General features: G+C 44.9%; 17 protein-coding genes and 1 other annotated feature. Of the genes, 13 read left to right on the plus strand and 4 right to left on the minus strand.

The window, feature by feature from the left end; genetic code table 11:
* Positions 1-6: 6 nt before the first annotated feature.
* Positions 7-774, minus strand: coding sequence for a nucleotidyltransferase family protein (locus tag BSZ04_RS17485; RefSeq protein ID WP_088880988.1), 768 nt, complete (start codon positions 772-774; stop codon positions 7-9).
* 219 nt (positions 775-993) lie between these two features.
* Between BSZ04_RS17485 and efpL the strand changes: the two genes are divergently transcribed.
* Positions 994-1,560 carry an elongation factor P-like protein EfpL gene (gene efpL, locus BSZ04_RS17490; protein WP_010447515.1) on the plus strand — a complete coding sequence of 189 codons (567 nt, stop codon included), beginning with the start codon at positions 994-996 and terminating at the stop codon, positions 1,558-1,560.
* Between the two features lie 2 nt (positions 1,561-1,562).
* A complete protein-coding gene (locus tag BSZ04_RS17495; protein WP_005431208.1) occupies positions 1,563-1,883 on the plus strand; it encodes an HI1450 family dsDNA-mimic protein in 321 nt (106 codons plus the stop codon).
* A 146-nt stretch (positions 1,884-2,029) separates the two neighbouring features.
* Here the strand turns inward: BSZ04_RS17495 and rluB are convergent, their stop codons facing one another.
* The gene (gene rluB, locus BSZ04_RS17500) at positions 2,030-2,968 is read right to left on the minus strand and encodes a 23S rRNA pseudouridine(2605) synthase RluB (RefSeq protein WP_010447509.1); all 939 of its coding nucleotides are present in this window, start codon (positions 2,966-2,968) and stop codon (positions 2,030-2,032) included.
* A gap of 351 nt (positions 2,969-3,319) precedes the next feature.
* Here rluB and BSZ04_RS17505 point away from each other — a divergent pair, with 351 nt between their 5' ends.
* Entirely contained in the window at positions 3,320-4,045 is a 726-nt protein-coding gene (locus tag BSZ04_RS17505; protein ID WP_010447507.1) for a calcium-binding protein, read from the plus strand.
* 67 nt (positions 4,046-4,112) lie between these two features.
* Here BSZ04_RS17505 and BSZ04_RS17510 read toward each other — a convergent pair whose 3' ends face one another.
* Both BSZ04_RS17510 and rnm read right to left on the minus strand, forming a co-directional pair.
* Positions 4,113-4,733, minus strand: coding sequence for an L-threonylcarbamoyladenylate synthase (locus tag BSZ04_RS17510; RefSeq protein WP_038885015.1), 621 nt, complete (start codon positions 4,731-4,733; stop codon positions 4,113-4,115).
* A 39-nt stretch (positions 4,734-4,772) separates the two neighbouring features.
* Positions 4,773-5,651, minus strand: coding sequence for an RNase RNM (gene rnm, locus BSZ04_RS17515; protein WP_071236137.1), 879 nt, complete (start codon positions 5,649-5,651; stop codon positions 4,773-4,775).
* Between the two features lie 95 nt (positions 5,652-5,746).
* Between rnm and trpL2 the strand changes: the two genes are divergently transcribed.
* The 10 genes from trpL2 (at position 5,747) to BSZ04_RS17565 (ending at position 18,429) form a co-directional block, all read left to right on the plus strand.
* Entirely contained in the window at positions 5,747-5,872 is a 126-nt protein-coding gene (trpL2, locus tag BSZ04_RS17520; RefSeq protein ID WP_088880989.1) for a tryptophan operon leader peptide, read from the plus strand.
* Positions 5,819-5,922: a sequence feature (Trp leader region), on the plus strand. It overlaps the preceding gene by 54 nt.
* 126 nt (positions 5,923-6,048) lie before the next feature.
* The gene (locus BSZ04_RS17525) at positions 6,049-7,614 is read left to right on the plus strand and encodes an anthranilate synthase component 1 (RefSeq protein ID WP_088880990.1); all 1,566 of its coding nucleotides are present in this window, start codon (positions 6,049-6,051) and stop codon (positions 7,612-7,614) included.
* Positions 7,615-7,630: 16 nt separating this feature from the next.
* Positions 7,631-8,212: an aminodeoxychorismate/anthranilate synthase component II gene (locus tag BSZ04_RS17530; protein ID WP_071236139.1), complete on the plus strand. Its 582-nt coding sequence runs from the start codon at positions 7,631-7,633 to the stop codon at positions 8,210-8,212.
* A gap of 64 nt (positions 8,213-8,276) precedes the next feature.
* Positions 8,277-9,287, plus strand: coding sequence for an anthranilate phosphoribosyltransferase (trpD, locus tag BSZ04_RS17535; protein WP_088880991.1), 1,011 nt, complete (start codon positions 8,277-8,279; stop codon positions 9,285-9,287).
* Positions 9,288-9,300: 13 nt separating this feature from the next.
* Positions 9,301-10,740, plus strand: a complete 1,440-nt coding sequence (trpCF, locus tag BSZ04_RS17540) for a bifunctional indole-3-glycerol-phosphate synthase TrpC/phosphoribosylanthranilate isomerase TrpF (RefSeq protein WP_088880992.1) — start codon at positions 9,301-9,303, stop codon at positions 10,738-10,740.
* Between the two features lie 64 nt (positions 10,741-10,804).
* Positions 10,805-11,995 (plus strand): tryptophan synthase subunit beta, encoded by a 1,191-nt coding sequence (gene trpB / locus BSZ04_RS17545; protein WP_005376781.1) that lies wholly within the window; start codon positions 10,805-10,807, stop codon positions 11,993-11,995.
* A complete protein-coding gene (gene trpA, locus BSZ04_RS17550) occupies positions 11,995-12,801 on the plus strand; it encodes a tryptophan synthase subunit alpha (RefSeq protein WP_038885022.1) in 807 nt (268 codons plus the stop codon). The genes trpB and trpA overlap by 1 nt, the downstream gene beginning before the upstream one ends.
* A gap of 337 nt (positions 12,802-13,138) precedes the next feature.
* The gene (locus BSZ04_RS17555) at positions 13,139-14,398 is read left to right on the plus strand and encodes a dicarboxylate/amino acid:cation symporter (RefSeq protein ID WP_010447488.1); all 1,260 of its coding nucleotides are present in this window, start codon (positions 13,139-13,141) and stop codon (positions 14,396-14,398) included.
* 304 nt (positions 14,399-14,702) lie between these two features.
* Complete coding sequence (locus BSZ04_RS17560; protein WP_010447486.1) at positions 14,703-15,872, plus strand: acyl-homoserine-lactone synthase; 1,170 nt, start codon at positions 14,703-14,705, stop codon at positions 15,870-15,872.
* A gap of 1 nt (position 15,873) precedes the next feature.
* On the plus strand, positions 15,874-18,429 hold the full coding sequence (locus BSZ04_RS17565) for a hybrid sensor histidine kinase/response regulator (protein WP_088880993.1): 2,556 nt from the start codon (positions 15,874-15,876) through the stop codon (positions 18,427-18,429).
* Positions 18,430-18,442: the final 13 nt, after the last annotated feature.

Consider the following 18,442-nt stretch of genomic DNA (forward strand, 5'->3'; position numbering starts at 1 on the left):
TTAAGGTTATCCGATTCGAAATTCCGTCTTCTGATATTCCTTCACTAGCCATTGTCCATATCCATCCAGCAAGCCAAGTACCGAGCGTTTGGGAATCGAACGTCCAGAAAGCAAAATTCCCAATCGAGCAATTTCCGTCTCTTTCTCTGGGTGGTACTGAAGAAATGCATTGCCACACTCCACAGGGTCATCAAACCAGCGTCGGTCTTTGTGCATAATAACAGAATAGGAAGCCCGTAATAGCTTCTTCGCGATAGTAACCTGAGCGCTAATCAGCTCGTCGGAGTCCTTGGCTTGCACTATTTTGGTTCGATATATCGACACCCACTCTTCTACATCCATGTTCCAATGCTTGGCAATCTCCCAACTTGGAATGTAGTCGCCAAAACAATCCGCAAGATCATCGCCGTAAACACAAACACAACAATGCTTGAGCATGAAACCCCAGGTAAAAATACTATTTAGGTTTGCGACTTCTTTAGTCAGAGCTGTTCGTATAGAAATACCTGTCACTTGGGGGTAACCTTTTTGCACACGCCAGCGGATGGTATTGAGCAAAGTCACTCTATTGTCTTCAAACCCAGTCTTAGTCACCACAACAATATCAAGGTTTGATTTGCCTACAACTGCGGTTTTACGCGCCACACTGCCATAGACATAAACACTATGGAGATTTGGCCCTAAGCCCCCTTTTAAGCACATTAAAACTTCTCGAATCAGGGCTTCAAATTGGGGTTGGCAAGGTTCGCTTGGATCAATAACAGGTAGAGACATGTATCAGGAAATAAAAAGAGTTAATTGGAATATAGCCTATGATCGATCAGCTTCTGTAACGAATCAAGTTTATCGGTACTATACATCTAGGTTTCAGCTAACCACATGACTTCGAAGCTAAGGTTTAGCTTATATGGAGGTAAATATTTTGATGTCAGCTAGACAACTTAGCGCTATAATCTCCAAGTTTTGCTTAATAAGTGTAAATAGGAAAATACAATGCCAAAGGCAAGTGAAATCAAAAAAGGCTTCGCAATCGAGTCTAATGGTAAAACTCTTCTAGTAAAAGACATCGAAGTAACGACTCCTGGTGGTCGTGGCGGCGCTAAAATCTACAAAATGCGTTGTACAGATCTAAACACTGGTGCTCGTGTAGATGAGCGTTACAAGTCTGATGACGTTGTTGAAACAGTAGAAATGAACAAACGTGCAGTTGTGTACTCATACGCTGACGGTGATGAGCACATCTTCATGGATAACGAAGACTACTCACAATACACATTCAAGCACGCTGAAGTTGAAGATGACATGCTGTTCATCAACGAAGATACACAAGGTATCCATATTATCCTTGTAAACGGCGCTGCTGTTGGTATTGAACTACCATCGTCTGTTGAACTAGTGATTGAAGAAACTGATCCATCAATCAAAGGTGCATCTGCATCTGCGCGTACTAAACCAGCTCGCTTTGCTTCTGGCCTTGTTGTTCAAGTTCCAGAATACATCGCAACTGGCGAACGTGTAATTGTGAACACGACTGAACGTAAGTTCATGAGCCGAGCATAAGCATGTCTGATTTGATTTCTTACGACGACGTTATCGACGCTGCGTACGACATCTTCCTTGAGATGGCTCCAGACAACCTAGAGCCAGCTGATGTCATTCTGTTTACTGCGCAATTTGAAGATCGTGGTGCCGCTGAGCTTGTTGAAACTGGTGATGACTGGGTTGAACATGTTGGCTTTGACATCGACAAAGAAGTGTATGCAGAAGTTCGAATCGGCTTAGTAAACGAGGAAAATGACGTACTTGATGACGTTTTTGCTCGTATGCTAATCAGTCGAGACCCAGAACATAAGTTCTGTCATATGCTTTGGAAACGTGATTAACGGTTCCCTCAACATGATCAAAAACACCAGCTTCGTGCTGGTGTTTTTTTATGTATGAAACCGACTTACGTAACTGTCCTCTTTTAATAAGACAGACAAGAAAAAGGCTTGCCGAGTAGGCAAGCCTTTCTAATTTTCGCTATCGATTAACGATGCTTGTTACGTGCACCCTGATCACCGGCGCTCTTCTTTGGCTTGCGGCGAGAAGGGTTGTTGCTGCGGCCTTTAGGCGTATTTACGCGCTCTTCGTGACGCTTAACAGCGCGACGGATTTTTTGGCTACGAGCACGTTCACGTTTGCGTGAAGTGTTATCTTTGTTCAGATCAAGCATGGTTTCTTTTTCTGGACGAAGCTCTACCAATTCTCGTAGGTAGTTTACTTCTTTAAGATCAAGTTCCATCCAACCGCCACGAGGCAGTTTCTTGTCCAGATAGATATCACCGTAACGAACACGTTTTAGGCGGCTAACCGTCGTATCTTGCGATTCCCACAGACGGCGAACTTCACGATTACGACCTTCGTTGATTGCAACATAAAACGTGTGGTTCATACCTTCACCACCCGCATATACCACATCTTCAAAGCGCGCCATACCGTCTTCAAGTTCAACACCACGAACCAAGTTTTTCACTTTTTGTTCAGTTACTTCGCCGAAAACACGAACAAGGTATTCACGCTCTACCTGACGACTTGGGTGCATAAGGCGGTTTGCCAACTCACCATCGGTTGTAAACAGCAGTAGACCTGATGTGTTCGCATCAAGACGACCTACTGAAATCCAACGAGAACCACGGATCTTTGGCAGACGATCGAAAACAGTGCGACGACCTTCTGGGTCGTGACGAGTACATAGTTCACCTTCAGGCTTGTAGTAAGCCAAAACACGACAGATCACTTCTTCTTGCGCCTTCGCAGACACAACGTGACCATCGATACGAACTACGCTGTTCTCATCTTCCAGTCTTTCACCAAGTTTAGCTACGATTCCGTTCACGCTAACGCGACCAGATTTAATTAACGATTCAATCTCACGACGAGAACCGTGACCTGCACGTGCTAATACTTTTTGTAACTTTTCGCTCATTTATCTACCTATGTGTCGTCTTCACAGACGTCGAGACCAGAATTGGTCATCATTTTGCAAGTTACCCACATGAATGGGATTTTTTCGGTCGGACATTATACGAGATTCTTAAATCTATTGTAAGAGCATTTCGTGCTTTGGTTGATGAAATTGCAGATTAGGATTCCACTCCAATTCCTCCAGCAAATAACCCAATAGTACTAAAACGAATCAGAAAAATTCGCTCTAAACTCAAACGCTAATAACCCACCACTTCAGCCTTACCTTGATAAAATTATCAGGATTTCTCACAGCTAGGGCGTGTTTCAGTGTCACTAGTCTCTTTGACGCATACAATCAAAAGGAAAAGATATGTCTCGATCAGAAAGCAGCTCAACGGCTCCCGACTATAATTGGATTTTTGGAACGGCTGAGGAAGATGATGTTAAAGGAACGGTCGATTCTTTTACGCCAGATGTATTCGTAGGCGATAGCGGAGATGAAAAGTTCGTCGGCTTTGGCGGAAATGATTATATCGATGGCAACGGTGGTAATGATTATCTACTGGGTGGCAAGGGCGAAGATCATGTTTCTGGCGGAAGTGGCAACGACTATCTTTCTGGAGGATTAGGGGATGACTTCCTTTACGGTGGAGAAGGTGATGACATTCTATTCGATTACTCTGGCAACAACTTTCTCAATGCGGGCCTAGGAAACGACAAGCTTATCGTGGGTGATGGTAACTCCACGCTCGCTGGAGGCTCAGGCAACGACGAGTTTGTATTCTCTAATCGCCTCTCCGTCAAAACGCCTGAGGGCATCATCACCAGCAATGAGATTGAAATCAAGGCGGAAGTGCTCGACTTCAATATCTTTGAAGACAAGCTGACCTTTGATCTTGGAAGAGATACTGATGGCGATGGCAAGAGAGACTCCTTTCTTGAGTCTGAGGAACAGCTTGAGCTTTCCTTCAATGAATATGGATGGGCGGTTTACTCAAGTGACGAGTTCAATATTGAAGTAACGTTGAAAGGTGTTGATCAAGCGTACGTTGACTACATGAGTAACAACGACATTAATATTTTTGACTTCACCTAAATAGTCCCACAATCAAAAAAGGGAAGCGATAACGCCTCCCTTTCTTATTTCTTTAACAGCAAACCAATTATTCAAATGGTGCAGGGTCGCCAGAGCCAACACGTGCAACAACGGCTTCACCTTCACTAAAGTCAATTACCGTCGTTGGCTGTTCACCTAAATAGCCGCCGTTGAGGATAACGTCTACCGCGTGCTCTAGTTTGTCACGGATATCCTCTGGATCCGATTCTGTCACGTCATTACCCGGAAGGATAAGCGACGTTGACATCATTGGTTCACCAAGCGCTTCCAAAAGGTCTAGCGCAATACGGTTATCTGGTACACGAATACCAATGGTCTTGCGTTTTGCGTTCATCAAACGGCGAGGCACTTCTTTCGTGCCTTTAAAGATGAATGTGTAAGGCCCTGGTGTATTATTTTTCAATAGTCGAAACGCGGTGTTATCAACTCGCGCGTACAGAGAAAGCTCCGATAAATCACGGCATAACAAAGTAAAGTTATGCTTGTCATCCAGACGACGGATCTGACAGATACGTTCCAACGCCTGTTTGTTCTCCAGTTGACAGCCTAGTGCGTAACCGGAATCGGTTGGGTACACCACAACACCGCCACTACGAATGATTGCTACTGCTTGATTAATCAAGCGAGCCTGTGGGTTTTCTGGATGAACGTAAAAAAACTGGCTCATTGTAATTCCTCATTATCGAACCTCTCGGCTCTATATTTTTTAGGGAGTTTCGACTTCGTCTTGTTGCTTATTGTCCAACGAAGGATCAATACCCCAATCTTTCCAAACTGGTTCTACGCCCGCAGGTAACCAGAGGTTTCTTCCCAACTCCATCCACGGTGATGGATAGTGAAAATCGCTGCCTTGAGAAGCTAATAGTTTGTATTGTATAGCATAATCGGCCAAGTTGCGTCTTTCTTGTTGCGCTTGTTGAGGTTGCGCAACTTCCATGGCATCTCCGCCTGCTTCGACAAATGCCGCTAACAAGCGTTTTACCCACTTTGCGGTAAGCTGATAACGACCCGGATGAGCCAATACAGCAGAACCACCCGCGGCATGAATCGCGTCAACCGCATCTTTCATGGAACACCAATTCGGTGGTACATAGCCAGGGTTAGAGCGCGTCAGGAATTTCTTAAACACCATCTGCATGTTTTTGGCGTAACCATTGTCCACCAGCCATTTGGCGAAGTGAGCTCGTGTAATGGGCGCATCACCTGCAATTTGCTGGACTTCTTCTAGTACGCCCTCACGGGTGGCTTTTTGTAGACGCTCAGCGATCAATTCAGCTCGAGCCACGCGGTGCGTTTTCTGCTGCTCAATCAGCTCCGTCAATGCTGGGCTATCTGGATCGATATTCAACCCCACAATGTGGATGTCTTTGTTCTGCCAAACGGTAGAGATCTCGATACCGTTGATGATTTTTATCGGGAGATTGTTCTCTTCAACGTATTGCTTGGCCGGAGCTAAGCCGTCAACCGTATCATGATCCGTGATCGCCAAAACCTCGATATCAAAACTCAATGCCCTATCCACTAAATCATGTGGTGCAAATCGACCATCTGATGCCGTAGTGTGGCTGTGTAAATCAATTCTCATCTTTTTTGTCGTTTTAATGCTGTTTTGGGGTTGACTTTTTACCTCTGCACTAGTTAACTAGTACACAAATACAAAGTACCTAGTTAAGGCTCACCATGTTACAAGAATTTAACCAAAACCAGGAAGCGAAAGTTGCAGTTCATGCGAATAAGATGAATTCTGCTGATCTTGCTTGGTGGCGCACTTGGACAAGTTCTTGGTGGGCGAACGTGTACTTCTAGTTTATAGAATTAAACAACACAAAGCCCGCTACTTCAGCGGGCTTTTTATTTTGTCGTTCATCTCACATTCAACTGCTTAAACATTCATCGAATATGACCAAAACTTGATTGGGTGAACGTTTGCTTTATGCCACTATGTACGGCAGGAAGATATAAAACAGCTATAAGGAGGTCTTGTGAATAAGGCCATTGATATTCAGAAACTTGGACAGCTTGAAGTGCTAACGGCCTCCGTCCCTTATACTCAAGACCCGACTCGCTTGTTCCACACATTATGTGAGAACAAGACTGACAGCCTATTACTAGAATCCGCTGAGATCGATTCAAAGCAAGATTTAAAATCACTACTGATTGTCGATTCTGCCGTGCGTCTCGTCTGCTTTGGTCATAGCGTCAGCATGCAGGCATTGACCAACAACGGTAAAAACCTACTTTCCCATTTAAACCAGAACATTCGTGGTGACGTTGAGAGTGATTTCGATGGCGAAACGCTGACTTTGGAATTCACTCAACCGTGCGACACACTAGATGAAGACTCTCGCCTACGTGAAGCCTCTTCTTTCGATGCGCTGCGTTTAGTGCAACACAGCTTCGATATTTCAGAGCAAGACAAACACGCGATTTTCCTTGGTGGTTTGTTTGCTTACGACTTGGTCGCGAACTTCGAACCACTGGGCAATGCGGAAGCAACCAATCAATGCCCAGATTACGTTTTCTACGTAGCGGAAACGCTGTTGGTTGTGGATCATCAAACCGAATCTTGCCAGCTGCAAGCGACTTTGTTTGTCGATGATTCAGAAAAAACAACACTAGAAACTCGCATCGCGGAAATCAGCGCTCAATGTGCGGCGCCAAAACTGCTGCCAAGTGCAGAGCAAATCGCCGATGTCACGGTTGAACCTAGCGTATCTGATTCAGACTTCTGTCAAATCGTTCGTGACTTAAAAGAGTTCGTAGTGAAAGGCGATGTGTTCCAAGTCGTACCGTCTCGCCGATTTACACTCCCTTGCCCTTCCCCATTGGCAGCCTACAAAGAACTCAAACAAAGTAACCCAAGCCCTTACATGTTCTACATGCAAGACGAGCTGTTTACTTTGTTTGGCGCATCACCAGAAAGCGCGCTTAAGTACGAAACCGATACCAACCAAATTGAAATCTACCCAATCGCAGGCACTCGTCGCCGTGGTAAACGCCCTAACGGCGAGATCGATTTCGACCTAGATAGCCGCATCGAACTTGAACTGCGTACTGACATGAAAGAAAACGCAGAACACATGATGTTGGTTGACTTAGCACGTAACGACGTCGCTCGTATTGCACAAGCGGGCACTCGCCACGTAGCAGACTTACTCAAAGTCGACCGCTACAGCCACGTGATGCACCTAGTATCGCGCGTGGTTGGCCAACTGCGTGAAGACCTAGATGCACTGCACGCATACCAAGCTTGTATGAACATGGGCACGCTCACTGGCGCACCAAAGATTCGTGCGATGCAGTTGATTCGCGATGTAGAAGGCGCACGACGCGGCAGCTACGGCGGTGCGGTTGGTTACCTTACCGGCGAAGGCACACTCGACACATGTATCGTCATTCGCTCTGCTTACGTAGAAAATGGCATTGCTCAAGTTCAAGCCGGTGCTGGCGTGGTGTTCGACTCTGATCCGCAAGCGGAAGCAGACGAAACGCGCGGTAAAGCACAAGCGGTAATCTCTGCTATCCAAGCAGCGCATAAGTCACAATAAGGAATAGGGTTCAGAGATGGCTAATATCATTTTTATCGATAACTTTGACTCGTTCACCTACAACCTTGTGGATCAGTTCCGCTCGCTAGGTCACTCAGTCAAGATTTACCGAAACAACATCCCAGCAGAAACCATCGAACAAGCGGTAAACGAGCTTGAAAACCCAGTGGTTCTGCTATCACCGGGTCCTGGTGCACCGTCAGAGGCAGGCTCAATGCCAGAGCTTATCCAACGCATGAAAGGCAAAGTACCGATGATCGGCATTTGTCTTGGTCACCAAGCGATTGTCGAAGCGTACGGCGGCACCGTTGCTGGCGCGGGCGAAATTATTCACGGTAAGGTCTCTATGATGGAGCACCAAAACCATGCGATTTACCAAAACCTACCATCACCACTTGCAATTGCACGTTACCACTCGCTGGTTGCTACTCAGGTTCCTGAGAGCCTAACCATCACAGCAGAAGTGGATGACTTAGTGATGTCTGTGGTTCATGAGGAAGATAAAGTTTGCGGGTTCCAGTTCCACCCGGAATCTATTATGACGACCTACGGAGCAACACTGTTGGCCAATGCCATTGAATGGGCGCTTGAAGAATAAACTTCAGTAAACCCACTCACTGCTTAAAAAGCACTTGGCACATAAGAAATTTAGGAGAGGAAATATGGAAGCAATCATCAACCCTATTATTACCAAACTGTACGAGCAAGAATCGCTTACTCAGGAAGAGAGCCAACAGCTGTTCGACATCATCATCCGTGGTGAGCTAGACCCAATTTTGATGGCATCAGCACTGACTGCACTAAAAATCAAAGGCGAAACGCCAGATGAAATTGCAGGCGCGGCAAAAGCACTACTGGCAAATGCAAACCCATTTCCTCGCCCAGACTACGATTTCGCAGATATCGTAGGTACGGGCGGCGACGGTCACAACACCATCAACATTTCAACCACTGCGGCGTTTGTTGCTGCAGCATGTGGCCTAAAAGTGGCGAAACACGGTAACCGCAGCGTTTCAAGCAAATCGGGTTCTTCTGACCTTCTTGATTCATTTGGTATCAACCTAGCCATGAGCGCAGAAGATACGCGCAAAGCGGTAGACGATATTGGTGTTGCTTTCCTATTTGCACCTCAATACCACGGTGGTGTGCGCCACGCGATGCCAGTGCGTCAAACCATGAAAACACGCACCATCTTTAACATTCTTGGTCCACTGATTAACCCTGCTCGTCCTAACATCGAATTGATGGGTGTTTACAGTGAAGAACTGGTTCGTCCTATTGCAGAAACCATGCTACAAATGGGTATGAAGCGCGCAGCAGTAGTACACGGTAGTGGTTTGGATGAAGTGGCGATTCACGGTGAAACAACAGTTGCAGAAATCAAAGATGGCAAGATCACTGAGTACACGCTAACACCAGCAGACTTCGGTCTAGAAGCGCACCCGTTAAAAGCGATCAAAGGTGGCGATCCTGAAGAAAACAAAGCCATCATTACCAATATTCTGACGGGTAAAGGTACAGACGCACAATTGGGCGCAGTGGCAGTGAATGTAGCTCTGCTAATGCGCCTATTCGGCCACGAAGATTTAAAAGCCAACACGCAACAAGCGATTGAGGCAATGAATTCAGGCAAGGCGTACCAATTGGTACAACAACTTGCCGCACACGCTTAAGGAATTGAAGAAGATGACTGACTTCAACACTCAGCAAGCTGACAACCTGTCTGAACACGTTTCTAAGAAAGAAGCAGAAATGGCAGAAGTACTGGCGAAAATTGTCCGCGACAAATATCAGTGGGTAGCAGACCGTAAGGTGTCTCAACCGCTAAGCACATTTCAGTCTGATTTGCTGCCATCGGATCGCAGCTTCTACGATGCACTGAGTGGCGAAAAAACGGCATTCATCACCGAATGTAAGAAGGCGTCTCCTTCTAAAGGTTTGATTCGTGATCACTTCGACTTGGATTACATTGCATCGGTTTACAACAACCATGCTGATGCAATTTCGGTACTAACAGACGAGAAATACTTTCAAGGTAACTTTGACTTTCTTCCTCAGGTAAGAGGTCAAGTCAAACAGCCCGTTCTGTGTAAAGACTTCATGGTGGACACCTACCAAGTTTACCTGGCGCGTCATTACAGTGCTGATGCTGTCTTGCTAATGCTATCTGTCCTCAATGATGAAGAGTACAAAGCCCTAGAAGAAGCAGCACACAGCCTGAACATGGGCATCCTGACCGAAGTGAGCAACGAAGAAGAGCTTCACCGTGCCGTTAAGCTGGGCGCTCGCGTTATCGGCATCAATAACCGTAACCTTCGCGACCTAAGTACCGATTTGAATCGTACTAAAGAACTGGCGCCGACAATTCGCGAATTAGCACCAAACGCGACGGTAATTTCAGAATCTGGCATTTATACGCATCAACAAGTTCGTGATTTAGCGGAATACGCAGACGGATTCTTGATTGGTAGTTCGCTGATGGCGGAAGACAACCTTGAACTGGCAGTACGCAAAGTGACGTTGGGTGAAAACAAAGTCTGTGGTCTCACTCATCCTGATGACGCAGCAAAAGCATACCAAGCTGGCGCAGTGTTTGGTGGCCTGATTTTTGTCGAAAAGTCGAAACGCGCCGTTGATCTTGAAGGTGCTCGCTTAACCATGAGCGGTGCTCCACTGAGTTATGTAGGCGTGTTCCAAAATCACGATATCGATTTTGTTGCTTCCGTTGTGACCTCTCTGGGTTTGAAAGCGGTACAACTGCACGGTCAAGAAGACCAAGCTTACGTAAACCAACTCAAAGCCGAACTGCCAGCAGCGGCAGAAATTTGGAAAGCTTACGGTGTGACAGACGCGAAGCCAGAACTGCTTTCGGACAACATTGACCGCCACCTGTTAGATGCGCAAGTTGGCACTCAAACAGGTGGAACCGGTCAAGTGTTCGACTGGTCACTGATCGGCGACCCAAGTCAAATTATGCTAGCGGGTGGACTGTCGCCAGAAAATGCTCAACAAGCTGCGGCACTAGGTTGCTTGGGATTAGATTTAAACTCTGGTGTAGAAAGCGCACCAGGCAAAAAAGATTCACAGAAGTTGCTTGCGGCATTCAGCGCCATTCGCAACTACTAAAGCTGTATTTCAGCTAAAAAATTTAAAGCTATTCGTAGCGAAAAATACGAGAAGGAATATCACCATGGCAAAACTGAATGCCTACTTTGGCGAATACGGCGGTCAGTACGTTCCGCAAATTCTAGTTCCGGCATTGGAGCAACTAGAGCAAGCGTTTATCGACGCACAAGAAGATCCAGAATTCCGCAGTGAGTTCATGACCCTTCTTCAAGAGTATGCGGGCCGCCCAACGGCTTTGACTCTAACTCGTAACCTAACGAAAGGTACGAAAACCAAATTGTACCTAAAACGTGAAGACCTGCTTCACGGTGGTGCGCACAAGACCAACCAAGTGTTAGGTCAAGCGCTACTTGCGAAACGCATGGGCAAAAACGAAATCATCGCTGAAACTGGCGCAGGCCAACACGGTGTTGCAACCGCACTAGCATGTGCACTGCTTGGCCTTAAGTGCCGCGTTTACATGGGTGCAAAAGACGTTGAGCGTCAAAGTCCGAACGTGTTCCGTATGAAGCTCATGGGTGCAGAAGTTATTCCTGTCCACTCTGGTTCCGCAACACTTAAAGACGCATGTAACGAAGCACTACGCGACTGGTCTGCAACTTATGAAGACGCGCACTACCTATTAGGTACAGCGGCAGGTCCTCACCCATTCCCAACCATCGTGCGCGATTTCCAACGCATGATTGGTGAAGAAACGAAGAATCAGATTTTGGCACGTGAAGGTCGTCTTCCTGACGCAGTTATCGCATGTGTGGGCGGTGGTTCAAACGCTATCGGTATGTTTGCTGACTTCATCGAAGAAGAAAGCGTTCGCCTAATTGGTGTTGAGCCAGCAGGTAAAGGTATCGATACCGACCAACACGGCGCGCCACTTAAACATGGTAAAACGGGTATCTTCTTTGGTATGAAAGCGCCATTGATGCAAGATCCAAATGGTCAGGTTGAAGAGTCATACTCTGTTTCTGCTGGTCTTGATTTCCCTTCAGTTGGTCCACAGCACGCACACCTAAACGCAATCGGCCGTGCTGAATACGACAACGTAACGGACGATGAAGCACTAGAAGCATTCCAAGAAATTGCGCGTCACGAAGGTATCATCCCAGCTCTAGAGTCCTCTCACGCTGTAGCACATGCACTGCGTATGGCTCGTGAGAATCCAGAAAAAGAACAATTGTTAGTTGTGAACCTATCAGGTCGTGGTGATAAAGATATCTTCACTGTACATGCCATCCTAGAAGAAAAAGGAGCGATCTAATGAGCCGTTATGCAAAGATGTTTGAGCGCCTAAACGAGAAAAACCAAGGCGCGTTTGTACCGTTCGTAACGGTTTGCGATCCAAACGCAGAGCAATCTTACAAGATCATGGAAACATTAGTTGAGTCAGGCGCTGATGCTCTAGAACTCGGTATTCCATTCTCAGATCCTCTTGCGGATGGCCCAACTATCCAAGGTGCGAACATTCGTGCTCTAGATTCAGGCGCAACACCGGATATCTGTTTCGAGCAGATTGGTAAGATCCGAGCGAAGTACCCAGAGCTACCTATTGGTCTTCTGATGTACGCGAACCTTGTTTACTCTCGTGGTATCGAAAACTTCTATGAGCGCTGCGCAAAAGCGGGCATCGATTCGGTTTTGATTGCAGACGTCCCAACCAATGAAAGTGCAGAGTTTGTTGCTGCTGCAGAGAAGTTTGGTATTCACCCAATCTTCATTGCCCCACCAACGGCAAGTGACGAGACACTGAAGCAAGTATCAGAGCTAGGTGGTGGCTACACTTACCTACTATCTCGTGCAGGTGTGACTGGCGCGGAAACCAAAGCAAACATGCCTGTTGGTCACATGCTCGATAGACTGAATCAATTTGACGCGCCACCAGCGCTACTTGGCTTTGGCATATCAGAACCAGCACAGGTGAAACAAGCTCTAGAATCTGGTGCCGCTGGTGCAATTTCTGGTTCTGCCGTTGTAAAAATTATCGAAGCGAACGTTGAGCAACCACAAACCATGCTCGACAAGCTAAGCGAATTCGTTTCTGCAATGAAAGCTGCAACACAAAAATAACGTATCACTAATTTAATTAATATGAGATCGATTCCTTATCAAGCGATAAAAATCGATCTTTTTTTTAACATTCACTTTCTAAAATCCCCCTTCCCTTACCATTAATTTTATAAACACATCCAAGCTCGAACATGATCAACACCAATAGCAAACGTTTGCTGCTGGTTAAAAAATTATCACCAGTCAATAAATTACTTATTAGCTAGTCATTTTGTACTGAAATTGTATTGCTAATTGTGAATGATAAGTGTAAAAAGCAAGGCGATATAATTATCCAAATAACAACTTTAGATTGGTGGGTAATTTTAGGATTTTACATATTATTAGCACAGAGGTTATGGAAGTGTTAAAACAAAAGAGTTTGCTAAACAACATTGGCGTGCAAGTCGTCATTGCAATGATCGTCGGTACTGCCGTTGGTGCCTTCATGGGTCACAGTGCAACTGTATTTGCGCCACTAGGTGCTATCTTTATCAACCTAATCAAAATGTTAGTGATCCCATTGGTCGCTGTTGCATTGATTTCAGGTGCGGCAGGTCTGGGCAATAGTCAATCTGCTGGTAAAGTGGGCTTAGTAACCCTAGGTTACTTCGGTCTAACATCAGCTCTGGCAGTAGCACTGGCACTGTTTATGGGTGAAGTATTCCAACCAGGCATGGGTATCGACGTTTCTGGCGTTGAAGGCATGTTCTCGGCAGAATACGCTTCAAAAGGTGAACTACCTACTTTCTGGGCAACCATCACTGGTATGATCCCAACTAACGTTTTTCAATCACTAAACGAAGCAAATATCCTTCAAATCCTAGTGTTCTGTATGTTCTTCGGCATCGCGATTTCAAAGCAAGAGAAAGCTCGCCGCGAACCAATCATCAATGGTGTTAACTGCATCGTTGACGCGATGGTTTGGATGATCAACAAAGTGATGATCATCGCACCTATCGGCGTATTTGGTCTGATGGCAGAAGCGGTAGGTACGTTTGGTTTTGGTGCCCTAATGGTGGTGTTCAAACTGTTCGTCGTTTACGTCGCTGCAATCCTAGTATTTGGTTTCGTGGTTTACCCAGCAATGGTACACATCTTCACTAAAACATCAGCGAAGAAGTTCGTATCTGCAATGAAGAAACCACAAGCGGTTGCACTGTCTACAGCATCTTCAATGGCAACATTGCCAGTGACGATGGATACGTGTGAAAAAGAGCTAGGCGTTAAGAACTCGACGGCATCGTTTGTTCTGCCTCTTGGCGCGACCATCAACATGTCAGGTAACGCGATTTACTACGGTCTAGTGGCAATATTCTTTGCTCAGCTGTTCAACATTGACCTAGGCATGGGCGCTTACATCGCGATCATCGTAACTTCTACACTAGGTGCGGTAGGCCAAGCTGGTGTCCCTGGCCCTTCATTCCTAGTTGTAGCTGTACTGCTTGCTGCTGGTATTCCAATCGAAGGCTTACCGCTATTGTTCGCTCTTGACCGTATCTTCGATATGATTCGTACGGCACTAAACATCACCGGTGACGCAGCATGTGCTGTTATCGTTGATGCGCTAGTGGAAGAAGAAGCAGAACAAGTAGAGCTTCAAAAACAAGAAGCGTAATTACCTACTTTATTTTGTATTTAATTGAAACCGGGATTCGTCCCGGTTTTTTATCGCCTTAATTCTTCGCCTCCTCTCACAATATGGCAAAAGAGTCCTAGCCCTATGCCCCTTCTCACTATGAAACCTGTTTTAATACGATTAGTATATTCAGCATAAGAGTCGATATAGAACAAGACCTTAAGCAACTGCTTTTTAGAATGTGCGTTAGACACAACCAGTAGTATGCTCAATCAATTCGACACAAACATAATGATAAGGGTGGTTTGGCAAACACCCGATTGAAACGTCAAACGAGGCTAGGATGGCGCAATACTCGACTGAAGTAGAGTCGAGCCTAGAATTTCATCTTGATTCAAGAGTCAAAAAAGAAAGAGCTTTTGAAGCATTTATTAGGCTTGAAACTATTCAAGGCAAACACCTAATTGAAGAGGTTTGTCGAAAACGTATTTCTGATGCAAGAAAAATAGACCCATCGCTAGAAAGCGGTAATTTGCTCAAAATAATCACCTCCAATGCATATGAGAAAGCATGCCTTTCGAGTTCACTTGGAAGTATAGCCATTGAGCTCGAAGCGCTAGAAAGCACAATTCACCAACACTACCCATCGTGGCTCGATTTTTGGTGTGATTATCTTATCTATAAGCTTCGCAAGAGTTACCAAGGGTATTGCTGTCCAGAGCAAGCTCCAACTTACGCTTACATGCCACGAGTCGATGGGTATTACAAATCCGAACTCGTAAACGTCTCCAGCAATACCGAGTTAGTTTTCACACCATATTGCAGCCAACCGATGAGACTTGCTGATGCCATACTAATGAGCAATTTACAAACCCTTGTCCGCAAAGAGCAATGGTATGAGATTTTGTTGGACTTGGAGTTATCCCAAAATGAAACACATTTTGTATTAACCGCCCCGAGTATCGATTCAGAACATAGGCATCTTATATCAAGCGCTCGAATTCAGTGCGGGAAATCACTTTCTGAATGGTTGTTCTTTTCTCATTACTTCAATAACCCTTTGTGGCATTCTGAAAACTCTAATGAATTGGGGCAGCTTCTTGTTCAACAAAAAGTGACCTCTGAAGCAACGACTTCTGATGCTTCCTTACAACATCAATTACATCACCACACACTGAACAAAAATGCCATTTGCGAAATAATAAGACTGGCAATTTCTGCCCCACGTTCACTTGGGCTGTATTTCTTGTACCTTAGCCAAAAACGTTTAGCTGAAGTGCTAGACGAGAATCAGTTCTGCACGGCTTTCATCATTACGCAAAATCCGGCCATGCTCTATTTTTATCAATCGATGTCGCAGAAAAGCTACACAAATTTGGCATTTTTCAGTTCCGGTACAGAGCAAATCAATAAAGGTATGTGGTATTTGCCCAATGTACGGAGAGACTTCGAGACAACGGACTTTCGAAGCTATAAAACAAAAGTCCTAGCAGAAAAACGGAGTCAAAATTGATATGGATATTTTGAATCTCTTTGACGTAATGACGTATCCAAAAGCAATAACACTGGTCGTGACTGCCGGCTTTGTATTGGCATGGATCGGATACTTCATCAACTCATTAGTTCGTAAACACTATGATTTTAAATCCGGGTATTATCTCTATTACATCGGCTACTCTTTCAGTCTATGCCTGTGGATATTAACCAATGTGTACTTTCACACCGAACTGCCATTATTGCTCGGAAAAACACTATCTATTGGTTTAGCCGTATTATCGAATTTGTTTGCTTACTCGGCATTTGCATTTGCTTATACGTTTTCGTGTTTACTTAGTGCCGGAATATCAAAACCAGAACTAAAGTCCAGCCAAAAGTTGGTGCTCTTGGCCTTTAGTACAGTCGCTATAGCAATAAATCTAGTACCAGGACTTACTGTCATTGATGTGGCTTTTGCCGCACCTAGTGAGTTTTCAATTCAGTTTGGCCCATTAACTAGCTTATTTTTCACCTTGGTTTTTGTGTTGATCATCCTTACGCTAAAAAACCTGTTTTATATTAAAGGAAGTAAATTTAGGCTTATCAAAGTCCGCTCTAACTACATGATTGCCGGGATTGTTATCTTTATGCTTTCTACGCTAACAATTCAGGTTGGAATGACTTTTTTCCTTAATGACTTTTCGCTAACTTGGCTTCCACCTGCCCTATCCATCAGCGAAATGCTCTTTGTCGGATATGCATTGCTGACATCACGTTTTTACAGCGCTAGGTATTTGACATACATGGTAATCACCGCGGTGTTTACTGCAGCAATGTACTCTATTCCCCTCGTTGCCTTATACATCCCGTTATCAGAAAGTCACCAATTGGTCACTGCTGCTTTCATCTGTTCATTCATCGGCATAACTTGGCAATCTGTATTCAAACAGGTAAGTCGCTATACCTCCTTCCTCATCTATGGGGAAGTTCTAACCCCCGTTCAGCAAATTCTTTCTCTAGAAAGTGAGTTTAAAGATTCAATCGATGATGCAATGCATCAACTAGCTTTTTTACTGAATATATCAAGTGAGAAGCTTCGTCTAGTGACCAGCAGTTATACCGAAACCGTTTATGAAAACTACTTGCCGAATAAGAAATCTGCACTGGTTTTTGACGAGTTGGTGGAACGGCTAGAGCAGTCCTATTCAACTGAACGCGAACTACAACAGCTTCATGAGAAAATGAGCTCGAATAAGACTGCACTCGTATTACCGCTTTTTGGAAAAGGAAAGTCAGTGACTCACTTGCTTATCTCTCCTCACAAAATCGATAATGCACTCTTCTCCAACGAAGAAATTTCGGCACTGCAAACGCTATTAAACCGCGTCCAGACAACCATTGAAGCCGACAGGAAGATTAGACAGAGTCGCGCTCTGGCGAATTCGATTGCCCATGAAATGCGAAATCCATTAGCGCAAGTTCAACTCCAGTTTGAAAAGTTAAAACAACATATCGAAAAGAAATCAGAAACAGCAGATACCTTAGCGGATATAGAAAAAGGACAAGGCGCAATTCAAAGAGGTCGCCAGCTTATTGATATTATTCTGCGAGAGGTGAGCGACAACGCTCAAGAGCATGAGCCAAGCTCACAAGTCTCCATTCAGGCGGCTGTTCAGCAAGCGGTACAGCGCTATGGGTTTGAAAGTGCAGAAACAAGTCAACGTATTCACTTATCTGCGAATAATGATTTTATTGCCAACTTAAACGAAACACTGTTTAGCTTTGTCATCTTCAATCTTTTGCGAAATGCGATTTACTACTTCGATTCTTACCCTCAGAGTCAAATTGAGATTCAATATGAGATTGGCCAGTATGAAAACACTCTCGTCTTTCGTGATACCGGGCCTGGCATTGACGAAAATATTCTGCACAGAGTATTTGAGGACTTTTTCAGCCACCAAAAAAGCGGTGGTAGCGGACTTGGTCTTGGCTACTGTCAACGTGTTATGCGCTCGTTTGGAGGCCGAATCGAGTGTCAATCGGTCTTAGGGCAATACACTGAGTTTTATCTATATTTCCCAGTGGTACCAAATGCTATCCAACCTATCGACAAGAAGATAACCAACCTACAGTCACTGTCAGCTCAACCAAGTAAAGCGATAACGAATCGTGACGGGCTTCAGTTTAACAACGTCAAAGTTAATGCCCCAACAATTCTTATCGTCGATGATAAAGAAGTCCAACGTGCGTTGGTTCAGATGTATCTTGATAAACTTAAGGTCAATACTATTCAAGCAAACAACGGTGAAACTGCCGTCAATATATTCAAATCAAATCATATTGACTTGGTATTGATGGATGTACAGATGCCAATCATGAATGGATTTGAAGCAAGCAAAAAAATCAAAGAGTTATCTCCAAACACCCCTATTATTGCTTTATCAGGAGAGTCAGGAGCTCGTGAACTAGAGCTGATTCACGAGTTGATGGATGATCGCCTTTCAAAACCTACGACCATAACTGCCCTCAACAATATTCTTGATCGATGGCTCAATAATCAGCATACAAGAGAACAAGAAGTAGAAAAGATATAAAACATGGCACTTG

Origin of the sequence: Vibrio rotiferianus, assembly GCF_002214395.1 — a bacterium.
Lineage (GTDB): Bacteria > Pseudomonadota > Gammaproteobacteria > Enterobacterales > Vibrionaceae > Vibrio > Vibrio rotiferianus.

Bases quoted from the DNA above. Each gene is read 5' to 3' on its own strand.
- BSZ04_RS17505 (WP_010447507.1), top strand. From the start codon at position 3,320: ATGTCTCGATCAGAAAGCAGCTCAACGGCTCCCGACTATAATTGGATT.
- trpB (WP_005376781.1), top strand. From the start codon at position 10,805: ATGGCAAAACTGAATGCCTACTTTGGCGAATACGGCGGTCAGTACGTT.
- trpL2 (WP_088880989.1), top strand. From the start codon at position 5,747: ATGTTACAAGAATTTAACCAAAACCAGGAAGCGAAAGTTGCAGTTCAT.
- BSZ04_RS17560 (WP_010447486.1), top strand. From the start codon at position 14,703: ATGGCGCAATACTCGACTGAAGTAGAGTCGAGCCTAGAATTTCATCTT.
- trpCF (WP_088880992.1), top strand. From the start codon at position 9,301: ATGACTGACTTCAACACTCAGCAAGCTGACAACCTGTCTGAACACGTT.
- BSZ04_RS17530 (WP_071236139.1), top strand. From the start codon at position 7,631: ATGGCTAATATCATTTTTATCGATAACTTTGACTCGTTCACCTACAAC.
- rluB (WP_010447509.1), bottom strand. From the start codon at position 2,968: ATGAGCGAAAAGTTACAAAAAGTATTAGCACGTGCAGGTCACGGTTCT.
- BSZ04_RS17565 (WP_088880993.1), top strand. From the start codon at position 15,874: ATGGATATTTTGAATCTCTTTGACGTAATGACGTATCCAAAAGCAATA.
- BSZ04_RS17495 (WP_005431208.1), top strand. From the start codon at position 1,563: ATGTCTGATTTGATTTCTTACGACGACGTTATCGACGCTGCGTACGAC.
- BSZ04_RS17485 (WP_088880988.1), bottom strand. From the start codon at position 774: ATGTCTCTACCTGTTATTGATCCAAGCGAACCTTGCCAACCCCAATTT.
- BSZ04_RS17555 (WP_010447488.1), top strand. From the start codon at position 13,139: ATGGAAGTGTTAAAACAAAAGAGTTTGCTAAACAACATTGGCGTGCAA.
- rnm (WP_071236137.1), bottom strand. From the start codon at position 5,651: ATGAGAATTGATTTACACAGCCACACTACGGCATCAGATGGTCGATTT.
- trpD (WP_088880991.1), top strand. From the start codon at position 8,277: ATGGAAGCAATCATCAACCCTATTATTACCAAACTGTACGAGCAAGAA.
- BSZ04_RS17510 (WP_038885015.1), bottom strand. From the start codon at position 4,733: ATGAGCCAGTTTTTTTACGTTCATCCAGAAAACCCACAGGCTCGCTTG.
- trpA (WP_038885022.1), top strand. From the start codon at position 11,995: ATGAGCCGTTATGCAAAGATGTTTGAGCGCCTAAACGAGAAAAACCAA.
- efpL (WP_010447515.1), top strand. From the start codon at position 994: ATGCCAAAGGCAAGTGAAATCAAAAAAGGCTTCGCAATCGAGTCTAAT.